Source organism: Paenibacillus albidus, from assembly GCF_014644435.1.
GTDB lineage: Bacteria > Bacillota > Bacilli > Paenibacillales > Paenibacillaceae > Paenibacillus_AQ > Paenibacillus_AQ albidus.
In genome coordinates, this window is sequence record NZ_BMKR01000018.1 from 52145 (window position 1) to 73346 (window position 21202).

The 21202-nt window shown below is 50.1% G+C and carries 13 protein-coding genes; 4 read left to right on the forward strand and 9 right to left on the reverse strand.

Annotated features, from left to right (window positions below; translation table 11 throughout):
* The first annotated feature begins 286 nt into the window (after positions 1–286).
* A complete protein-coding gene (locus tag IEY53_RS19885; protein ID WP_189028046.1) occupies positions 287–1306 on the forward strand; it encodes a CapA family protein in 1020 nt (339 codons plus the stop codon).
* A 98-nt stretch (positions 1307–1404) separates the two neighbouring features.
* On the opposite strand, the gene IEY53_RS19890 is transcribed toward IEY53_RS19885, so the two are convergent.
* From IEY53_RS19890 to IEY53_RS19910, 5 genes are all read right to left on the reverse strand, one after another.
* Positions 1405–2655 (reverse strand): MFS transporter, encoded by a 1251-nt coding sequence (locus IEY53_RS19890; RefSeq protein ID WP_189028048.1) that lies wholly within the window; start codon positions 2653–2655, stop codon positions 1405–1407.
* A 278-nt stretch (positions 2656–2933) separates the two neighbouring features.
* Complete coding sequence (locus IEY53_RS19895; RefSeq protein ID WP_189028050.1) at positions 2934–3743, reverse strand: ABC transporter permease; 810 nt, start codon at positions 3741–3743, stop codon at positions 2934–2936.
* A gap of 122 nt (positions 3744–3865) precedes the next feature.
* A complete protein-coding gene (locus IEY53_RS19900; RefSeq protein ID WP_189028051.1) occupies positions 3866–4165 on the reverse strand; it encodes a hypothetical protein in 300 nt (99 codons plus the stop codon).
* Positions 4140–6437, reverse strand: coding sequence for a beta-L-arabinofuranosidase domain-containing protein (locus tag IEY53_RS19905; RefSeq protein ID WP_189028053.1), 2298 nt, complete (start codon positions 6435–6437; stop codon positions 4140–4142). Before IEY53_RS19905 ends, IEY53_RS19900 begins: the two co-directional genes overlap by 26 nt.
* 22 nt (positions 6438–6459) lie before the next feature.
* Positions 6460–7692: a dicarboxylate/amino acid:cation symporter gene (locus IEY53_RS19910; RefSeq protein WP_189028055.1), complete on the reverse strand. Its 1233-nt coding sequence runs from the start codon at positions 7690–7692 to the stop codon at positions 6460–6462.
* A gap of 303 nt (positions 7693–7995) precedes the next feature.
* Between IEY53_RS19910 and IEY53_RS19915 the strand changes: the two genes are divergently transcribed.
* Positions 7996–8904 (forward strand): AraC family transcriptional regulator, encoded by a 909-nt coding sequence (locus tag IEY53_RS19915; RefSeq protein WP_189028057.1) that lies wholly within the window; start codon positions 7996–7998, stop codon positions 8902–8904.
* Positions 8905–9576: 672 nt separating this feature from the next.
* Here IEY53_RS19915 and IEY53_RS19920 read toward each other — a convergent pair.
* The 3 genes from IEY53_RS19920 to IEY53_RS19930 form a co-directional block, all read right to left on the reverse strand.
* Positions 9577–9834, reverse strand: a complete 258-nt coding sequence (locus IEY53_RS19920; protein ID WP_189028059.1) for a hypothetical protein — start codon at positions 9832–9834, stop codon at positions 9577–9579.
* Between the two features lie 24 nt (positions 9835–9858).
* Positions 9859–15303, reverse strand: coding sequence for an S-layer homology domain-containing protein (locus IEY53_RS19925; RefSeq protein WP_189028061.1), 5445 nt, complete (start codon positions 15301–15303; stop codon positions 9859–9861).
* A 433-nt stretch (positions 15304–15736) separates the two neighbouring features.
* Positions 15737–17545, reverse strand: coding sequence for an SgrR family transcriptional regulator (locus IEY53_RS19930; protein WP_189028063.1), 1809 nt, complete (start codon positions 17543–17545; stop codon positions 15737–15739).
* A 338-nt stretch (positions 17546–17883) separates the two neighbouring features.
* Here IEY53_RS19930 and IEY53_RS19935 point away from each other — a divergent pair, with 338 nt between their 5' ends.
* Together IEY53_RS19935 and IEY53_RS19940 are read left to right on the forward strand one after the other, a co-directional pair.
* Positions 17884–18330 carry a MarR family winged helix-turn-helix transcriptional regulator gene (locus tag IEY53_RS19935; RefSeq protein WP_189028065.1) on the forward strand — a complete coding sequence of 149 codons (447 nt, stop codon included), beginning with the start codon at positions 17884–17886 and terminating at the stop codon, positions 18328–18330.
* Positions 18331–18358: 28 nt separating this feature from the next.
* A complete protein-coding gene (locus IEY53_RS19940; RefSeq protein WP_189028067.1) occupies positions 18359–19585 on the forward strand; it encodes an epoxide hydrolase family protein in 1227 nt (408 codons plus the stop codon).
* 29 nt (positions 19586–19614) lie between these two features.
* On the opposite strand, the gene IEY53_RS19945 is transcribed toward IEY53_RS19940, so the two are convergent.
* Positions 19615–21192, reverse strand: coding sequence for a sigma-70 family RNA polymerase sigma factor (locus tag IEY53_RS19945; RefSeq protein ID WP_189028069.1), 1578 nt, complete (start codon positions 21190–21192; stop codon positions 19615–19617).
* Positions 21193–21202 lie beyond the last annotated feature (10 nt).

The window sequence follows — 21202 nt, forward strand, 5'->3', positions numbered from 1 at the left end:
CTGAAAAGAGACATCTGGATAGGGATTGCTAAAATTGTAGGCCGGCCATTTTCTTGCTTTTTATTTCTTTAATGCCATTTTCTGATAGTCTATTTATTTCTAATAATACAGGTTTCAGTATGAAAAAAAACAAACAATTTCAACTACATTTTTAACTATTTCAACCTGCTTGAAGTAGATTGCGTCGCACTCACGATAGGAATCCAGGAAATTAGTCTTCAATAAACAATAACCCATATCACCTTTCTGCCATATTCTAATGAAAACGGCAAAAAGGTGGATAACGATGACGGAAATACAAATAGCTGCTGTCGGAGATCTTATGGTCAAACGTTATATTATTTCGGATGCTAAACAGTCTAACGGAACCTATGCGTTCGGCACCCTGTTCGCGAAAGTGGCCCCTTATCTGAAACAGGCAGATTTGACGATCGGTAATCTTGAAACTACCTTTGCCGGAAGCGGGCCAGAATCCCGGAAAAGTCCACGATCTGGGGGTCCGATATTCAAGTGTCCGGACGAACTGGCTCCGGCGCTTAAAAAAACCGGATTCGACGTACTAGTAACGGCGAATAATCACTGCATGGATTATGGTGCCCCGGGCCTGATTCGGACGTTACATGTCCTGGACCGTAATGGAATCGAGCATACCGGTACAGCTAGGTCATTACAGGAATCCAATAACGCTCTGATCAAAAACGTAAAAGGGATTACGATCGGGATCCTTTCCTACACGTCAGGAACCAACAGGATTCCCGTACCGGCGAATCGGCCATGGCTGGTCAATCGGATAGAAACCGGCAAAATCATTCGGGAGATTCGAGAGTTAAAAAAGAAAGTCGATCTGGTCTTGCTGTATATGCATTTCGGTAATGAATATCGGTACACTCCAAACAAAAGGCAAAAGCAGCTGGTAAACCTCTTCTTTAAAAATGGCGCTAATATCATACTGGGATCACACCCGCATGTTCTTCAACCGATGGAAGTTCGGGGGAAAAAACAATTCGTTATTTATTCGTTGGGTAATTTTGTTTCGACTAAACTAAAGAATAATCCTTATACACAAAGCGGAATCATCCTTACTCTTAACATCAAAAAGGATCAAAAAGGAAATACAAGTATAACTAACATCGATTACATCCCGACTTGCGTAGATCGAAGAATGAGAAACGGCAGCAGAATTACAGAGGTCCTCCCTATTCGTGATGCGTTAAAGACGAGCGTTTTTGATCTAAAAACGGGACGGCGAAATCTCCTGAATCGTATGTTGAAGCATACGATGGCAACCTTAAAGCATAATGATTGAGAGGGATTTGACTGCCGCTTCAACCCGGAAATGAAAAAAAACCGGCCATTTTTTCATGGCCGGCTCTTCTTCATTAAGATCTTATAGATAACGCGATATTATGTCTCTTGTGCAGCAGGTGTGTGATCCGGAGCTTTTTGGTTCATGATCGGCACCATGACCAGTGCGCCCAGAAGAAACAATAATCCTGCTCCGCTATAGATCGTACCCAGTGAAAAGGCATCCTTTAACGCACCAGCGAAAGACATGGAAACCACCATCATACCAACGAACATTGGATTCAGAACCCCATTCACCCGGCCCACAATGGAAGAATGTGACCATTTCAGAATCATTGTGCTGATCCCGATATGAATGCATGGGAAAGCAAGCCCATTCAGAAATTGAACGGTCAGTGTAACCGGAACGCTCGTCGAATTCCCGACAATGACTGTGCAGACCGCGCCTGCCAGCATGCCTATCGCCAGAAGAAGCTGCGGCGGAACCCGCTTCGCGAAGACGGCTACGATCCCGCCCCCGATCAGCATGGCTGCGCCATTCACCATCAGCAGATATTGCAGGAACTCCTCACTCCTGCCCAGCCGCTCCGTTACGATGAACAGGTTGAGAGCTTGGGCTACGCCAACAGCGAGTCCCGCCAGAATAAACGCGAGTCCGAGCATACGCAGCACTTGGCTTTGCCAGACATAGCTGAAGCCTTCAATGAAATCTTTACGGAACTGCCCTTTTACAGCGACCTTTTGAGACTCCATCTTATCCTCGGGCAGGCGAATAAGGACGAGTGCGGAAAGCAGAAAAACCACGCCCATTACAGCGATTGATGTTTCAAGGCCAAACGTACTATAAATAAAGGTACCCAGCATAGGGCCAAGCACCATAAAGATGGCCATCAGCGATTGGAATAGAGCCATTCCTTGCTGCAGCTGTTCTTCCGACACATGATACTTAAACAATCGCATGCTTGAAGGCTGCGAGAACTGCGAAAGAATAGCCGAGATGAATGCGACCAGGTAGACGGATTGCCAAGAACCGTAATGTATGGTCAGAAGTACTACGAATACCGATACCGCGGATAATAAATCGCACCAGATCATCGTTAGCTTCGGCCGCCAGCGGTCGGCAAATGTACCTCCGATGAACGAAAATACAAAAATAGGCGCGAATTCAGCTACACTGATTAGTGAAATGGCGTATGGATCATTGTTTGTTCTATCCGCAACATACAGGAGAATAGCGAAATTCCGTACCCAGATGCCGATCTGCAGGAGTACGCTTGATAATAAAATCGTCTGCAGGAACCGATTGCGAAGCAGGCTTGGTGCATTGGTGCTTTTTTCGTGCCCATTCAATCCTTTCAACCTCCAATTCGTCTATAAGGATGCCCATCTTGATTAATGGAATGACTCTCCTTTCCATTCCTAATTATACGGAACTCATCATCGTTCACCTCCTACTAAAGACTGAAATTACAGAGTGCATCTCCAAAAATAACAGTCCGGGTGTCCAATGTACCAATAATAATCAACAATTATCTTAATGGCGAATCCACATTTTGTTTGCTTTTTTTGTCAATTATAGCATACTGGAATATTTGATATTTCTTATCGTTTGCTATGTTGAGTTTTTCTTAAATATAGCTTCGAGTATCGTTGTTCCTGCCAAACTTGTAGACGGCGATTAGAGACAGAACTCCGGCAAAAGCAGCTAGAATCAAAAGGTTCAAAGATAGGTCTCCCATCGAAACCCCTTGCTGTAAATTGCTGAAGGTATCAAGCAGCCAATACTGGGGCAGAAAGTGCGCAAGCTGCTGCATCGCTGCCGGCATTAAAGCAATCGGGAACATACACCCCGCCATCAGGCTGGTAGGAATAGGAATAAGAATCATATTCTGCATTCCACTGGCTATGGAGGAGCGGCTTGAGAAGGCCACAATTGCCAGGGATAGACTTATCGCCACCAGAGCAAATAGCATAAGAATCAGGAACATGCTCCAGAAAGGGATTCCCGACAAGCTCGAGGAGGACACCAGCATAAGGATTAGCAGGTAGCCTATCGACTGATTAGTCTTGTTGTGATTAACGGATTGATTCTCTACTTTCTCAGCTGATAAATGGAAGCCTGACTTTTGGAAATCCTCATAAAGGTCATTAAACTTAACCTCATCCCCATTAGCTACCTGTCCGGTAACCTGTGCGCCCTTGATGGATACGATCTGCACCTCTGCGGGCTTACTGTCAATCAAGCTCTGTGTGAAACCGGCAGGAAGGATGATCGCTGCATCCAGCTCTCCTGAGGCGATCAGATCCTTTACCTCGGGCTCCTCAATCTCTCTTACAAGCATCGAATCTAGTCTGCCTACCGAATATAACAAGAGGTTTATGGGATTCTTAAAGGTAGATAAGAATGTCTTCCGAACCAGCCATAATGTGTCTATCATCCTTATAGCCCCTCCCTTCTGCGCATCATGGTTATTGCGATACCAAGCAAGACGACCGAAAAGCCGACATTTAACAACGTAGCATTCGCCGCCGCAGAAAGGCTGTCTGCTGCTGGATGTGATCATGTCTTATTTTCTATGTCCTCTTTGAGGTCAGCAATTCTGCTTATGTTGGTGTTAAGCAAACGGTAGTAGAGGGAACTTAGCATCGCAACGAGACCGTATGTAACCAAGACGGCTTGAGATTCTTGTGACAGCATCAAGAGCGGAGCCAGCATGAGAAAAATAATAATTCCGCGTTTATGCAGGCTTTTCTTCTGCGGACAGGCAGCCGGTAAAGGATAAAAGGCCGCTTGCCTTCTAAAAAGGACCAAGCGGCCTTTTGCCCAAAAGGAATCAGCGGGCAAGTTTAAAATATACATGATAACGTTCATCTTGAATTAGATACAGGGGAACAAACTTGACGGCATCCAGCATAAACATCAACGGGTTATCCTTTTGCTGAATGATTTGATCCAGAAGTTCTTGCTCACTGCATGTCCAGGTGAGATAATCCTGTTCCCCGCTTATTGCCGCCAGGACATAAGGTCCATAAGCTAGTGTTTTAAGGGTATCGTCATCGGGCGCACCAACCAGTCTCACGGAGCAGGGCAACGTCAGCTCGATTTCATCCTTTTTCCATTCTTTGCGCAGTTTTAAATATCCGTCTTCATACTCCAGATCACGGCAAGGCTCTCCGTTAATCTTTACTTGAAGGGGCGCTGATACCCAATCGGGAATTCTGAACATCAGGGTCGTTTCGGAACCGCCCCCGATCTCAAAGCGGACCGTCTCCAAGCCGTCCCGGTTCTGGATCAGGCTGAGCCCCTGCTCGCTCCAATCCAGTTGAGAAGGAATATACAAGTTCACATACAACCTGTCTTCATTATGAAAATAGATGGCTTCCTGGTATTTAAAATGATTTTCCAGACCGGTTCCATGACAGCAGGTATTCTCATGTGTGTCGAATTTCTTGATCGATCCGGGCGCCAGTGGCATAAAGTAAGTGCTGCCGCCTTCTGCTTTTTGACTATTCTCTGAGGCAAGAATATGGTTATACAGCGCCTTCTCATAATAGTCCATATACGTTTTGCGCGGATTAAACTGAAAAAGCTCTTTGGTCAACTTCAACATATTATAGCTCGCACAGGTTTCCGCCGTTTTATCGGTGAGAAAACCGGCAATGGCGTCTGGCTCCCTGAACATTTCTGTCTCTCCGGTGCCTCCGATGGAATAAATATGACTTTGTGTCACCATCGTCCAGAAGTTATCTGCGATATTGAAATAAGCCTCGTCCCCCGCAACCTCAAACAGCTTCAAGGCTCCAATCACCTGCGGAATGTGTTGGTTGGCATGCATATTTCCCAGAGTGTCTATATTTTCCTTCATCGGAAGGAAGAGCTTTTCATTGTCAAAATATTTTGCGGTCATCAAATATTGTTCATTGCCGGTGATCGCAGATAATTTGGCCAATACCTCATTCATGCCCCCAAATTCCCCGGCAATATAAAGTGACCACATTTTATGCAGTTGCTCTCTTGGAAGCCGGCTTAGCCGGTTGTAGAGCCAATGGCCCAGCTTATCGCAAATTTCCAAAGCTTCCCTCTGACCCGCCAATTCGTAACAATCCAGCAGACCGGCCATAATCTTGTGCAGCGTATAGTAAGGAGCCCATATTTCCGGATAAGTTGTGTACTGCTCCAGCAGATTGAACTGTTCTTCCGAATATGCACTCAGGAAACCCTGGCCATAGCCCGCCAGTTCTGACATGGCTGTTTGACATTTGCCCAATTCTGCAACCATGTATTGAATTTTCCCCAGCAGCACGGAATCCCCCGTGGCATCATAAGCCAGAGCCAGTGCAGATAGGTAATGTCCAGTGGTATGCCCTTTCAGATTGCATTCGGGAGCGTCCCATCCCGTCATCGGCTGTGCTCCTTTGGTATCTCCGGTGGCTGCTGCTCTGAAATTATACAGCATCTGGTCATCATCCGTTGAGCGCACATACTGCAGAAAGCGGTTCATAGCCGCTCCGAATTCACTTTTCCTTTCCAGGTGTACCTTTTGCCCCTTAAATTCTTTTAACCGCTTGGTATGATCGGTTGTTTCCAGAGCCTTCTCCACCACTTGAATGGTGGCTAAGACTTTCAAAGGACTTCCTTCTACTGTACCGTGGATCGGAAAAAATCCAGGTTGCCGGTAAGTCTCCTCTTTGACCAGGTCCCAGGAAACCGGGCTTACCGTATAACTTCCGGTATCATTTTTTACAATGACGACGGTTGGCAGTTCCGGCTGTTCCCCAACATTCGTGCGCACGGTCAGCGGATTAACCGCAACGATCTTTGCTTTATATTCTTCCTGGAGAACCGTTGCTTCAAATGTCTTGCGGGTTTCTGCTCCTTCATATGTCAACGTCGCGACAAGGATAACTTTCCGATTGCCTACCCCAAAGGTAGGTCTGGTAACCTTGCCTGTATGACTTATAAACAGAGTCTCTTTCGATTCCCATTGAATGGAAGAGCCATACTTCCCCTTCAGCGGAAGTTTCAAATCAGCTTCTACTGTATTTAAGTTTCCCAGATAAATTGCATTACCGTCCAGTTCCGTTATTTCTTTCGCGTTTGCCGTTCTGACGGCATTTTGTCTCAGTTCCATCTCCAATCCGCCTTTCTGTACTCTACGCCTGCGCTGCAGCGCCTATTTTTTGTTTGATCCAGTTCTTGCCTTCGATGATCCGTGAAATCACCATACTAATGGCCGGATCGCCGGTTACATTCACCATAGTGCACAGCGGGTCTGTAATCGTTCCCAGAATCACCAGGATCGGAACCGCTTCCATCGGAAACCCGAAGGCGGTACATATAAACAGTTCCCCAATAAACCCGCCGCTGGGAATTGTGCCTACAATAATTCCGCTGATTAAGGCAACCAGAACGGCCTTGACCATATCTCCCGTGCCCATTGTCATATTAAAAATCCCGAACAAGAAAAGAATTTTAATCATTTGGACGGCTACTACGCCATTTTTGTGCATACTTGCGCCAAGCGGTATGATAATGTCACCGATTTCATCGGGAATGTCCATTTGCTTCACGGCCAGTCTGTTCACAGGAATACAAGCTGTACTGCTGCAAGTTCCCATCGCTGTGGTCAGCGGCAGCCATATATTTTTCCAAAAACGCTTGACCCCGGTTTTACCTCCCCCATAATACGTAGCCAAAAAGGAAAACAGAATGAAAAACAGTATACAAAAAACCACATAGATAACGGACGCCCGGGCAACGGACCAGACAATTTGATTGCCTACCTTACCGATCAGTGTCGCGAAGTAGCAGGCGATACCCACCGGAGCGTAATACATAATAATAGAAACGAATTTATTCAGTACGGACGTTAAACTGCTTAGCATTTTGGAAACCGGAGTTCCCTCTTCTCCAATGGAGCTTACGGAAATTCCAAAGAGAATTGCAAAAATAATTAAGGCCATCATATGTTTTAAGGACAATAATTCAACGAAATCGCTTACAGTGATCAAACCGACAATGTCCAGCGACGCAGCCGCCTGGTCCTGTACAGCTTCGCCAAAGCTAACATTAGCGTTCAGGGCCGGATTAAAGATCAAGCCGGTGATCAACGCCAGCACAGCAGTAATGATGCCAGTAACCACCACCACCAAAAAGAATATGCCCAAAATTTTCCCGAGCTTTTTCAAATTAGTCATGCTTGCAATAGAACTGGCTATGGACACAAACACCAGCGGCACAATGATCACAAATACCATGTTCAGAAAAACATCTGCAAAGGGCTGCAGTACAGCGGATTTTTCGCCCATAATCGTGCCAGCAATCGCCCCTATTAAAACACCAGCCAGCAGTATAATCGAAAATTTATAGTTCTTTAGAACTTGCATCCTTCTTCCCCCCAGGTAAATAATGAAATGACATGCTCATTCCGTCGACTGAATGAAAGCGTTATACTTTATAAGCGGACCGTCTTACTGATATTAGTATGACACCCGGCAAGGTAGATTAAAATCATTAAAATAAACCAAAAATATAAGATTATTAACATTAAAAATATAACATTATTATCATAATAATATTTTAGGATTGGTGAATTTATCCTTTTTATCAGCCTTAAATCTGAATTCATTGATCATCCCGACGTTTCCATGCTATGATTTATATAATAAAATTGATTTGAGGTGGCAGAATTGCTATACATCCATTTCAGCTGTCCTCCCTTGCCTCATCTTATCGTCGGGGGAGTATCGCTGTTCCGGAAAGGAGATCTTCACGAGCGCCGTGTACTTGACCAAACCTTTGACCTGATCTTCGTTTTTTCGGGTGCTCTTTATCTGGAGGAGGATGGACGCAAATATACGATTGAGCGCAACCAATATTTAATTTTGCCGCCCGGGAATTTGCATAAAGGCTACAAAGCCTGCACTTCCGACACGACCTTCTCCTGGGTTCATTTCTATACAACGGGACATTACTTCTATTCCGAGAATCCCATCACTCAGGTCGATTCCAAAATGAACAAAACGAAATACTATAAAAAAGATGTGTTTTATATTTCACTTCCCCAATACGGAAGGATTGACGACAGCCTGCATGAAATCATGAAGAATTATATGGATAGTATTTCACAGGTCAAAATTGATAAATATCATAATGAAAAGCTGTTTTATTCATCGACCAAATCCCAGATCGAATACCAGCAGTTATTTCTGAAAATATTAACTATTTTGCGTGATTTACGGGAACATGAAAAAGAAAAAGAGCTGGCAGAGGTAATTTTAGATTATTTTTCTTCACATTATCAGAACCCTTTCGACTTGAACCAACTTGCCGCCCAGTATTCCTTTCATCCGGCCCATATCATTCGCTCCGTTAAGAAAAAATACGGACTGAGTCCATTGCAATTACTGCTCACCATCAGGGTTCAAAAAGCAATGAAGCTTCTGGAAGAAGAACGCCACTCCGTCGGGCAAATCGCTTCCCTCGTCGGCTTTACCGACTCTTCTTACTTTTGCAAGCAGTTCAAAAAGATCACTTCTTTAACCCCTTTGCAATACCGTAATCAGCCAGGTGTCAACCCGTCGACAACAGAGCTTTGATTACTGTATAAACTAATTCTCCGAAAGCACTAGGACAAGAATATATGCATTTAAAAGAACAAAATCACCCTGGCGGGTGAATAACAACTCGGAGCTTAACAAGGCCCGGATTATTGTACAATAGGCAAGATTATCGTCCTTTGGCTTGCATAGAACTCACACTGTTGTACAACGTGCACAACACTCACCCCTATAGCGTGGTTAAGACAATGGTTGATTGTGCGATTTTGCGTGGGTCCCTCTGCGGACACGATGAGGTCCCTTCACGATCTAGCCGCGGCTGATGCGGACAGGAAATCCGTTAATTAGGGAGGATTCGTCTATTCAGCAGGACAAACGGACAGAGATTCCGCTAATTGTCCCATCTCCCCTAATTCTAGGCACAAATGAACGATATAAAGACTCCTGAGTCCGAATTCGCCAGGAAAGCACACTTTTTCGCAAAATAAGATCTTCTCAGTCCGCTTCACTCCGCTGATGGAGCCCAATCCTCCTGCACCGCTTATTTCATATTAAGCTTCCAAGATATCCACATTTTTGGGCATCGCATAATTTCCTAATCGACAAAAAAGCCGCATAAATTGCGGCTTTCAAAGTTAATGATGTTCTTGTCATCGGACAACTAGTATCGTAGAGGTGTTTCTAACCGGCATCATCCGTCGTCACCATTGATCACTGGGGAGTCCTGCCTTCACCGTCGGCCTTCGGCTGCTGGAGCTGCCGCCTCTCCTTAATCAGTTGCTCGTACCGCTCGCGGATCTTCGGTATTGCCTCCTTTCGAGTCTGTTCCAACCTCTCCTCTGCCAGTCGATCCAGCTTCTCTTTCTGTTCCGGGTTAACCTTGTACACTTTTGCCGATATGACCTCAGTTGTTTCAAAAACCGTTTTCGGTTTCTCTAGTGTCTTATTATCGTTGTCCAAGTTTGACACGTTCCCCCTCCTTTCTATTGATTTTCATGACCTTATTGTATCATTGAAAAGCAACTCCTCTATATTGAAATCGTCGGCTGCCGCTTTGCCGGTTGTACTCGTTGAACCCAGCTTATACAACCGGTGCAGCAGCACTGCCGCCTCGGCCCGGGTCGTACCGGCCCGGGGCTTGAACATGCCCTGAGCCGTGCCTTGCAGAAGCCCGGCGCGCTGCAAGCTTATCACGCTCTCCCTTGCGTAACCCGCAATTGAGCCTGCATCGCTGAAGATTTCCTCCGGCGCCTTCTGTATGCCCATTCCGTCCAGCCCGGCCACCGGGATCAACCGGTGCACCATCACGGCCATTTCCTGCCTGCTGATTGGATCGTTGACCCCGAACGAACCGTCTGTCCGGCCTTTGGCAATGTCCAGCAGTTGCATGGCTGTCACTGCCTGATAATACCAGGCACTGCTGTCCATATCGGTCAGCTTGCCATCGCCTAGCTTTACACCGGTCTGTTTCCCGCTCCCTTTCTCATCCGCCGCTTCCCTGCCGGCCAGATCCAACTGTTCGCCAGGAATGGCGTCCGCGAGGTCAAAGATATTCATCAGCAACATTGCAAATTCCGCCCTGGTAACTTCCGCCTCCGGTTCAAAACGCCCGTTTCCCGGCCCGCGGAGCATGCCTTTGGCCGCCAGCTCTTCAATACTCTCCATTGCCCATGGCACCGTACCGATGTCGCTAAAGCTCAGTTCATGGTAAGCCGCGCCGAAGGGCTGAAATGTTTTCAATTGGAAGGTCAGCTTGGCAGAAGAGGGTTCATACCGCCCGTGCCGGACAATCTGCGGGGTTCCGTCATCCCGGAGAGTATAGGCCACCACTTTGCCGGGCTGCTGATCCGGCTTCAGTGTATACCCAAGCTCCAGCAGTACACCGTTTTTCACGATGCTTACTGTTTGGCCATCCAGCTTCAGCAGAAGCTGATACGCCGGGTTATACTCCCATCCGGCAGCAGCATCCCCACTCCCCGACTGCTTCACCAGCGAAGCCTTGCCAAAAATCAGCTCCAGCGTGGAGGCGTTTCCAAATTCTCGAAGCGTATCTGCTGTTAGCGAAATGTCGGCTTCTCCTGCCGCAAGACGTAAGACGTCCAAGGCGTTCAACTTGTCATGAAGTGCAGCCCGCAGTGTCTGCAGCGGAATTTCCAGCCGGATTGCCATAGCTTCTGGCGGCAGTGAGGCCTCTATCGTAAGAATACGGCCAGACTTTGGGCTGAGCGCAGCAGCAATATCCTCTTCGGTGAAGCGGGTAACCGCTTCTCCCTCTGCATTAACCTCAGGTATCGCCTTCAATCGTCCCGGCTCCACTTTAACGCCTGAGGCCGAGGCGGCTATGGCATCGCGCCAGGTGAACGGCATTCCGCCCGTCTTCGGATCCTCCCCCGGCTGTTCTTCCTCAGGCAGCTCCACATCCGTGCCCGGAGGTTCCGGCACTTCCTCCCGAGCCTCCACCCTGAAGCTGTACACGGCAGCCTCCTTAGCTGCTTCGCTGTGCGCTTGCAGTTCGGCGGTCCCCGGGCTCACTGCGGTCAGCCACACGCTGGATAATCCGTTCTCCGGGTGATATACCGCTTCCGACACAGTAGCGACCTTAGGATCACTGACAATGAAGCGGATCGGACCTGCCGTGGCTTCCGCGGGATGAACCGCAGCGGTCACCTGGAAAGAGTCGCCGGGATACAGCACGGAAGGTAGCTGATAGGTGTCCATTGTGACACTTGCATCTTCCATCTGCGGAACCAGCCGCACCGTAACCGAGGTCTGCACCTGACGGCCGAAACGGTCTTCCGCCGTCAGGTCAATCCGGTTCATGCCTTCAGCGAGCGGAATGGCGAGCCGGAAAACGTTCAAATAATGAACACTGTACGGGGTCTCCAGGTCCATTCCGTTATGTTTTACCTTTAGGATGACGCCTTCGCCCGTTCGCCCTGTGATCTCATAGACCGGCCCCGTTGTGTCGCCGCCGGACTGATCCAGCTGCAGCACCGGAGGTGGTGTATCCGATACGGTCTTGGCAGTATTCGCATGTGTAGCTCCGTAAGGATCGGTGGCGGCCAGCGAAAATTTCACAGCATCGGCAACCGTCGTATTGGTCCCGTTAGTTGTCAATTTGACAGAGTTGCCAGTGCCTGCGGCAAGCGTATAGGTTCCGATATGCACCCACATGTTATCATTGTTAGTCTGGTGAATTTTGGGAGCCGTATCTATTCCTCCCTCATGAGTAATCTCCAGCGGAATATTATAGCCCCGGTTCGGGCTGGCGTTCCACAGCATATAGATGTTGTATTGCCCGGGTACCGTGACATATGGCGTCCACTTCGCCCATCTGCCGGCCACGTTGCCGTCATGAAAATAATCTGCGCCAAACCGCGACGCCGACCAGCTGCTGCTGCTCCACTGTCCATCCGAAGCAAACCCGCTATCCCGGTTGTCCACGATAATATCCAGCCGCTCGTCCGCAGGGGTAACTGCTTCGACTGGTGCCGTGCTGCCCGAGGAATTTCCCGAGCTGTCCACAGCCTCCAATTTGTAATAATAAGTGCGGTTCTCCTCGATGCCTGACCGGTCCGCATAGGAATTGGAGGTAAGCAGCGAGGTGATTTTATTAGATATACCAGGGGTGAAATCGGCCGCAGTGCCGCGGTACAGATTATATCCCATCAGATCGGGTTCGGTATTGGCTAGCCATTCCAGCATAATACGAGATGCAGCGGTATCGGTCACCCGGAGGCCCTGCGGGAGGGCCGGAGCCTCCCGGTCCTCTCCTTTGGTCACCGACCGGACCTGGGCACTGGCAGCGGAAATATTACCGGCATAATCCAGCGCCTGCACTTGAAAGGCATACTCCGTCTCCGGTGTTAAACCGGAAATGCTATAGGAGGTGCCATACGTATCAGCGATGAAGGTACCATCCGCATACGACACCCGGTATCCTTTGATGCCCGATCCGGCATCCGTGGCCTGGTTCCAGCGCAGATCCACACTGGTGCGGCGTTCAATCGTAACTTCAAAACCTGCCGGTGCGGAAGGCGCTTCTTTGTCGTTCTCATATACGGGTGCTTCTGTCTCTGCCGATTTGGCGCCGTACAATAGCCCTGTGCCGTTGGTGCCAATGTACACTCTCCCGTGCACTTGCCGGTCCCCTGCCATCGCATTCGGATCATTACCGGGAAAAAAGTCGTCATCGCTTATCTTTATCCAGGTTACACCCATATCGTCCGAGCGGAAAATCGCCTCTTTGGCATATCCCGCTACTTTGCCGTATACGAAGGCGGCGGGGTTCAGACGGCCGGGAGCGTTTTTGCCAAAGCTAAACAGGAAGGCCCGCTCTACGTTGGCGATTTTACTGAAGGAAGCGCCGGCATCGCCGGAGCGGTACAGCCCCTGATCCCCCAGACCGACCCATACCTCGCCCATGGCACCGGGAGCGGCTTGCACGGTATGCCAGGCTACAGACTGTCCGGGCAGCGAAGACACTTGTGTCCATGAGGCTCCCCCATTGGTGCTGCGGTAAAACTTGCCCGATTTGTCGTAAGCGTAAAAATATTGGCCATTGACCTTATCGGAGGATAATGGCTGGTAATAGTTGCCGAAGACATCGCTTCCGGCTTGCAGCTCCGAGGGCAGGCCGCTGCTTTTCACCCAATTTGTGCCGCGGTCCCGCGAATAATAAGCGGCGCTTTTTTGCGGAATCCACACAATATTGTTCCCGTCTGTTGCTGACACAGCCACTTTGCCACCTTGGACGCCTTTGAAGGGCAAGGCCGGGAATGCTTTGTAAGTTATTCCGCCGTCCAGAGAATATCCCCCGTTCCCGGGATCGGGCAAAGAGTCGCCGTTCCAGCCATATGTGCCCACTCTGACCGTAAAATCCGGCTGCGTCTCCTGCACATCAATGCCTGTAGTGGTCAGCAAACGGATGTCCCCGCTTCCGGTAAAATAAGTGGACACCGGAAACTCCGTCAACGAAAAATGGTCAAAACCTCCGTTATCGGCAATACCGCTGTGGAGAACCGCTTTTCCGCCGGGCGGGCTGACCAGATTGCCTACGTTCACTGTCGTTTCCAGTCCTGAAGCATAATTGGTCCATACGGAGGGCGCCGCTCCGATATTGTCCGTCCGCCACACATAATACCAATCGGCCATCCAGACGCGCTGCGGATTGAACGGGTCAATCACCAGCGATGAGGTAGCTGAAGACCAGTGCCAGGCCGGAATCCAAGGCGTCGTAATCTCCCGCTTGATGTTCCCCTGATCCAGGCCAAAAGTTTTCCAGGTGGCTCCGCCATCCTCCGAACGGTAAATCGGATTCTTGTGGTCATCCAGTTTGCGCGAGGTCATTATAACGTCCGGATTGGCCGGATCGATAGCCACCGGGCCAAAGGCCTTGCCTTTGTCGGCCGCAGGCGTAATATCCTCCCAGGCGCTTCCGGTCAGCCTGGCCAAACCGCCGTCATAGGTAACATACAGTCGCCCGCCGGGATCTAGCGCAGCCCGAAGCGGCTTGGCGGGGCTGCCATTCAGCAGTGACCAGGTAACCCCGGCGTCCCTGCTTACGTACACCCCTGAATTGTAAGCGCCTGCATAAAGGGTCTTGCTTGGAGATCCTTTGCGTCCGCTGGCTTGATCAAAAGCGATGAAGGTAATCCCGCTTTTGCTGGTGTCGGCGAAGGACGGGAATGAGCTTACCTTGGCCCACGAGCCGCTCTCCGCCGCGCGGCTGCTGCGGAACAGCCCCTTGGTCCGGGAGCCGAAATACACCGTATTGCCGTCATTCGGGTCCACGGCAAGCCGTTCAGCCGTACGTGCCGGCCCGTTGGCGAACATCGGCACATCAGCTCCATCAGCCTTCAGGTTGGTGCGGGTCCACGTTTCTCCACGGTCAGTTGATTTGTAGATGTCACTTGGCTTCCAGTAATCGTATTTGCCGAGCGCGGCATATACAATATCCGGGTCGGACGGGTCAATGGCAATACTCTCCCCGCCGTACAAATTCACCTCGCTGCGATCGGCAAAGCCCACAAGCTGCTTCCAGCGCTTGCCGGATTCCTCCCAGCGGTAAATGCCGCCTACATCAGTCCGTATGTAGGCCAGATTCTTCTCGGCGGGATGCACCAGCAGCCCGGTCACATACCCTCCGCCGCCAATGGGAACATTGCTCCACACATACGGCTCCGCTGCTATCGCAGCTCCCGCTTCCCCGGCAGTCCTTGCCGTTGCTTCCTCTGGCGGCGTCAACCATACAGCTTCCGCAATTGCTGCATCTTCCGAATCTTCCCGCCCTGCCACTTCTGCCGCAGGTAATCCTCCTGCGGATACTTCTGCCGGTGCCTCAGCAGCCCGGCCCGTTGCCGGGCTCCACACCAGCGTAATCACCATTGCCCAAACGAGCAACTTACTAAGGTTCGTTGTCCTCCGTATTATTTTCAAATGATTCCCCCCTATTACTGTCCGCCAGGAAATAAAGCGCTTTCCATAAATCTTGCGGCAAACCGTTCGTCCCCTGGATTCAACTTGAATCTTAACAAAAGCTGCCTTCCGCAATAATCATCAAATCTTGTGTCCTACGTGAACAAATCTAATTTTGCTGCGGTAAAGGGTACATGAGCTGGAATGGAATATGATTTAAGGGAAATAATGAGAGAAATACCGGGGACGGCAAGTGACATCCTGGCGCGGCTCAGGCCTACCGGAAGGCCTGCTTTTGCGGATCTTTGCGGCTTGTTCTTCCGCACCACCGGGTACCCGTAGTTGCAAAGCGTACGCACAGCAAAAAAGCCCAATGGAACGGCAGGGGCTTCGCCGGTCGCTTGGGCTTTTAGTGATGGTGGGGTTTCATGGCCAAGAAAATGGCTCTAGAGTATCAAACCAGCTTTTCCAGCCAAATATCTTTAAAATCAATCCATCCCAGTGTATTCAGACTGACCCCTCTAATGGATGGATGCAGGGACGTCCGCAACTCCTTATGGTGGAGAAAAATAACGGAAGCTTCGTCCCGCAAATGCTCCTCGATCACTTTCAAGTGCTGGCGTCTGCACACTACGGTATCGGCGCTTAAAGCGTCGTCGATCCGTCCGTTGATCCAGTCTAGAAGCTCGTCGTCCAGATATTCCTTAAAGACACTGTCTCCGTGCTCATAAGCTTCAATCTCACACACTTCGTCTTCGGCCAGAACAAATCCGTGGATCAACAGGTCTTCATCGTGGACCGGAGAGCCGCAGCCTGGAGCTTCTGCCCAGGTAAGAATCTTCATTTCTATATGGATACCCCACTGCCCCAGGCGCTCTACAATCCAGTGGGCATCCTCCCTGAACTTTTCGTGGGCAGTAAAGCGGATGACCGAACCGTCATAATGGGATTCACGCAGAGCGGTCTTTACCCGCTCTGGCCGGAACGGCTCCACGGATCGGGACTGACTCGCTTCCGGACGGAAGCCGAAAGCCGGCATTACACGGTCGCCCCCAAGTTCCGACACGAGATCGCGGGTATTCAAAATCATGCGCACAGCCCGGCGGAATGCTTCTGACTGATGTGCTCCCGGCCGCCGCAGATTCCAGGTCAGCAGTGTGCAGCCACGGCATAATTGCTTGATCGTCTGCCAGTTTTCTTTGTGCTTTTCCAGCGGATGATTCTCGGCGAATTCGTGATGCAGCACCTCCGGCATCCCCACCGCCGTTTGCAAACAATCCTCCGGCATAATAATCACGTCAACACCATCCAGATAGGGTCTTCCCTCATGGTAAGTGGCGTGGGCAGCCAATTCGATGCAGTGAGGCGACTGCGAGACGATCCGGAATGGGCCGGTGCCGATGGGCAGCCGCCAGAACTCCGTCTCCTCCATGCCGCCCAGATTCGCAGGCAGGATCGAGGCCGCGCAGGAGCACATATACCTGTCAAAAATCCGGTTCGGCCGGTTCAAATGTATCCGCAATACACGCGGCCCGAGTACTTCAATTTGCTGCACACCGCGCAGCAGCCAACGGTTATGCATTTCTCCGCGCAGACGCTCCAGTGTAAATGCCACATCTTCCGTGGTCAGCTCCTGACCGTCATGAAAGCGAACACCCTTGCGCAGGTAGAACGTCCACTCCGTTGCTTCCGGATTGGACGTCCAGTAATGGGCGATGCTGGGGGCAATCTTGCCCGCAGCATCATCGAACTGCAGCAGACGGCCATAAATCTGCCGCACCAGATGTGCGTCAAAGGCGTAGTTCACATGGGCAGGATCAAAGGTCGTGACCGGACGGTATACGGGAAAGCGGAGTGTGTCACTGGCAGAGATGCCGTCACGGGCTTCCTCTTTTCGATAGCCGAACTGGCCGTTCAGCCATTCGAGGAACTTGGGCTTGGCAAGAGTCCCCTCCCCGAACGATTGCAGCAATTCAAAGGCTTGTTTATAGTCTCCTTTCTCAGCCCGGTTTTGAGATAATTCCAACAGGAAGGTCTCCTTGTCGGTCTTGAAGGCTATCCGTGAGCGGTTGCCGCGCCCGCGGCCTGGCAGCCAGTCGATCAGCCCTTCTTCCTCCAGCCTGCGCAGAATGAGTTTCGCATTCCGGGTCGTGCAGAACAATGCTTCTGACAACTCCTCCAATGTGGCTTCAACAGGCAAGCCCCTGCTCCGGTCACCTCCGAAACGTCCATAAAGCGTCAAATACCGTTCAGCCGTAATCACCTTTTGTTGCCTCCTTCCAGTGTGTTTCCTTAAAAGGGGAAATCAATTGTGGTTATTATACGCTTTTTATCCCCTTTTGGACAGCGCATAATAAGCCTTAACGAAAGAAGGAAACGGAGGAGAACAGAATGTTGGAACATCCATATATCATAGAGAAACTGGAAGAATACCGGGAGAGGGAAGCCGGAGGGCGGCTTCTTCGCCGGATTAGGAACTGCACAAGAAGACTCATGAAAAGTGAAACAGGCTTCACTCATGAGAAGAGGTCGTCAGGTGGGGATAGTGAAATTATATGTTATAAATAATAAATTTATATAAGTTTGTGATATAATAATCACATGAAAATTAATGCTGATTCTGATGATTTCAACGTCGCTGATTTCGCCATGGTATTTGAGGAACTAACCCGGATCATTATTCGCTTGCCATCCATTGAAAAACTAAGCTTCACTACCCTTTCCGTCCTTCATACATTATCTCGCAAAAGCCCTATGCGGCTAACCGAGCTGGCTGCCACTGAACAAATAACGCAACCGGCGATCACTCAGCTTGTAACCCGTTTGGAGCGAGATGGACTTGTACAGCGCCGTTCGGATCCGAGTGATGGCCGGGTAGTTCAAGTGCATATTACCGAACAAGGGGCAGAAGTTATTGATTCGCGTCGCTCGGAGCGCATAGCGCAGCTCTCCAAATTCTTTGAAGGACTTACGCTTGAGGATAAAACAGCAATTGCATTGGCAATACCTTCGCTGCAGCATCTGGTGGAAATTGGAAACCACATTTAGTCAGGAACCTTTCAAAGGAGGAACTACTATGTCTACCGTTCCATTCCCGCATGAACCCCAACCAATCTACGTATCAGAGGAGTTACTCGCCGATCTTATCAACCGGCTAAAGTCTACTAAATGGCCTCTCGACTCCAGTAACGATGACTGGTTTTATGGCGTAAACCGCAACTACCTTGAAGGTCTGGTCGATTACTGGATAAACTGTTTTGATTGGCGTAAAGCCGAAAAAGCAATTAACTCATACGAACACTATAACGTTCAGGTTGAAGGAGTTCCTGTCCACTTTATGCGTAAACCTGGCAAGGGGCCTAACCCGATCCCCATAATTCTGTCCCATGGCTGGCCTTGGACCTTCTGGCATTGGTCTAAGGTCATTGATCCGCTGGCGGACCCTGCCGCATTCGGGGGCGATCCGGCCGAAGCCTTTGACGTAATCGTACCTTCGCTTCCGGGCTTTGGATTCTCCTCGCCATTACTTCACCACCCGGACATGAACTTTTGGAAAATGGCCGATCTGTGGCATACGCTCATGATGGAAATCCTCGGCTATTCCAAATATGCTGCCGCGGGATGCGATGTGGGTGCGCTTGTGACCGGTCAACTTGGACATAAGTATCCAGATGAACTTTACGCCATCCATATCGGTTCCGCGCAGAAACTAAATATGTTCAATGGGGACCGCGCCTGGGATTTCGCCAAGGGCCGCCCACTTCCCGACAACCTTCCAGAGAGTATCCGAACAAGAACATTGGAGCTGGACCGCCGTTTCGCTTCGCATCTCGCTGTGCATACTCTTGATCCCGGTACGCTCGCCTACGGTTTAAGCGATTCACCGGTGGGAATGCTTGCATGGATACTGGAAAGATGGGTCAAATGGAGCGACAATAAGGGGAATATCGAAAATGTTTTTTCAAAAGACGATCTCCTTACACACGCCACCATCTTCTGGATCACGGGCACCATTGAATCCTCCATGCGTGTCTATGCCAATAATAACCGCTATCCGTGGACACCCGACCATGACCGCTGGCCCGTTGTCGAGGCTCCAACCGGTATAACTTTCGTCGGTTATGAAAATCCACCGGGCATCCAGACAAACAATCGCGTACAGCATTTTCTGGAGAGTGACCGAGCTCCCTGGTATAACCATGTCAACATCACTGCACACGAGCAGGGAGGACACTTCATCCCTTGGGAGATTCCCGAGGAGTGGGTTCAGGACTTGCGCCAAACTTTCCGCGGTCATCGGTGACCTGAATTTGGGCTTCCTCCAGCCAGGTTTCATCCATACCGGACCAGACCTCCACCTAGATTATCCCAGCGCCATGGAACCTCATGTCCGTGAAGGTGCAGCCCTCCAAACCACTCGTCGATGCCCTGAACTGCCACACGATCCGCTGATCCAGCCAGTACATCATTACCCAATTCAGTCAGACTTACTGTGCGGTTCAGAAACTCCGGGATTTGCCTGAAATCCTGGCCAGCTTCAGCCCCGTCAATAATCAGCAAAGGAGAATCGCCTTCCACCAAAGCACGAAGAACTTTCCAATATTCGAGATCACCCATGCCGAGCACATGCAGGGCGTCAGTTACCAGATGAAACAATGCCAATGGGGTACCCCTTCCATCACGAACAGCCTGAAGCGTGGTCTGTTCCACAATGCCAAGGCCGTTCTGCTCCGAAGGCAGCCGCATGAGATGCGCTGTGAAGGCTTCATAGGCAAAAGGCAGGCCGGATGCTGCCAGTTCTGCCTTTTTGTTGTCCAGCAGCTCAGCCATTTGAACCGGATCAGGAGAAGCATACGCCTGCCAAAGCTCGCTTCCGAGCTTCATTTCTTCCCGTCCAATGGTCCTCCAGGTCCCTGATAAGGTCTGAAGCTGTGCCGGAGTGAGCTGTCCCAGACCATGAAACCGTTCGATTCCCGGGAACTCCCCGATACAGAGCAAACTCAGCTTCGTACGGCCCAGTTTCTGTCCTTTGAACCAGTGGAGCAGATAAGCGAGCATGCTCTGATCAAACAGGTCATGCTCAAACCACAACACGACTTCATCGTACTTGGCATATTCACGAAGTGTTCTCTCTTGTTCCTCACAGCCCGTTATATATTCTCTGGCCGGAATACCCATCGTTTCCTCCAGAACCCGTGCCCGCAATGCACGTTCCTCAGCTTCTGCTGGATTTGCAAATATCGGCCCCGCCGGATAGACCTCTCTCCATACAAGTACGTCACCCTGTACAACGCCCTGCTTCAGCATATCACCCACAACATCACCGTTAACAATATGCAGCATGTTTTGGCCTCCCTCATATAAATGATTGAACACGGAAATGAGATCAGCTACCGGGAGCGTACCTTTCAGCTTTTGTCGTGCATCGTGCAGCCGCTTCTTGAGCGTCGGGACTGGAGTGCCCAGATAATCGGAGATCTCATGAAGAGAGTAGCCATAAAAATAAAACAGCCGCAGAGGTATGCGCAGCTTGGCAGAAAGCGCCTCTACTGACTGTTGCAGAACCCGGCTCTCTTCTCTGCGCTCTGCAATTTCCGCCACCCCCGGCACTCCTCCGGATAACTGTACGGCTTCATCCAAAGGGAGCGTTGAATGGCGCTTACGCCGCAGCGTCCGCTGGCATTGTCTTACGACAATGGTCTTGAACCAACCTGGAAAAGCGGACGGCTCCTGCAGCTTCCCTAGGTTCTGATAAGCCTCCATGAATGCATCCTGAACGACATCTTCCGCGAAATGAACATCCTTCAGCATGTCATAAGACACCGCGTACGCCATCCCGCGAAAATGCAGCATCAGCTGCCCGAACGCTTCCGTATCCCCTTGCTGCGCCTTTTCAACCCACTGCCTCATACGTCCCTAG

Coding starts and splice junctions, on each gene's coding strand:
- IEY53_RS19900 (WP_189028051.1), bottom strand. CDS start 4,165: ATGTATATTTTAAACTTGCCCGCTGATTCCTTTTGGGCAAAAGGCCGC.
- IEY53_RS19910 (WP_189028055.1), bottom strand. CDS start 7,692: ATGCAAGTTCTAAAGAACTATAAATTTTCGATTATACTGCTGGCTGGT.
- IEY53_RS19905 (WP_189028053.1), bottom strand. CDS start 6,437: ATGGAACTGAGACAAAATGCCGTCAGAACGGCAAACGCGAAAGAAATA.
- IEY53_RS19940 (WP_189028067.1), top strand. CDS start 18,359: ATGTCTACCGTTCCATTCCCGCATGAACCCCAACCAATCTACGTATCA.
- IEY53_RS19885 (WP_189028046.1), top strand. CDS start 287: ATGACGGAAATACAAATAGCTGCTGTCGGAGATCTTATGGTCAAACGT.
- IEY53_RS19895 (WP_189028050.1), bottom strand. CDS start 3,743: ATGATAGACACATTATGGCTGGTTCGGAAGACATTCTTATCTACCTTT.
- IEY53_RS19935 (WP_189028065.1), top strand. CDS start 17,884: ATGAAAATTAATGCTGATTCTGATGATTTCAACGTCGCTGATTTCGCC.
- IEY53_RS19945 (WP_189028069.1), bottom strand. CDS start 21,192: ATGAGGCAGTGGGTTGAAAAGGCGCAGCAAGGGGATACGGAAGCGTTC.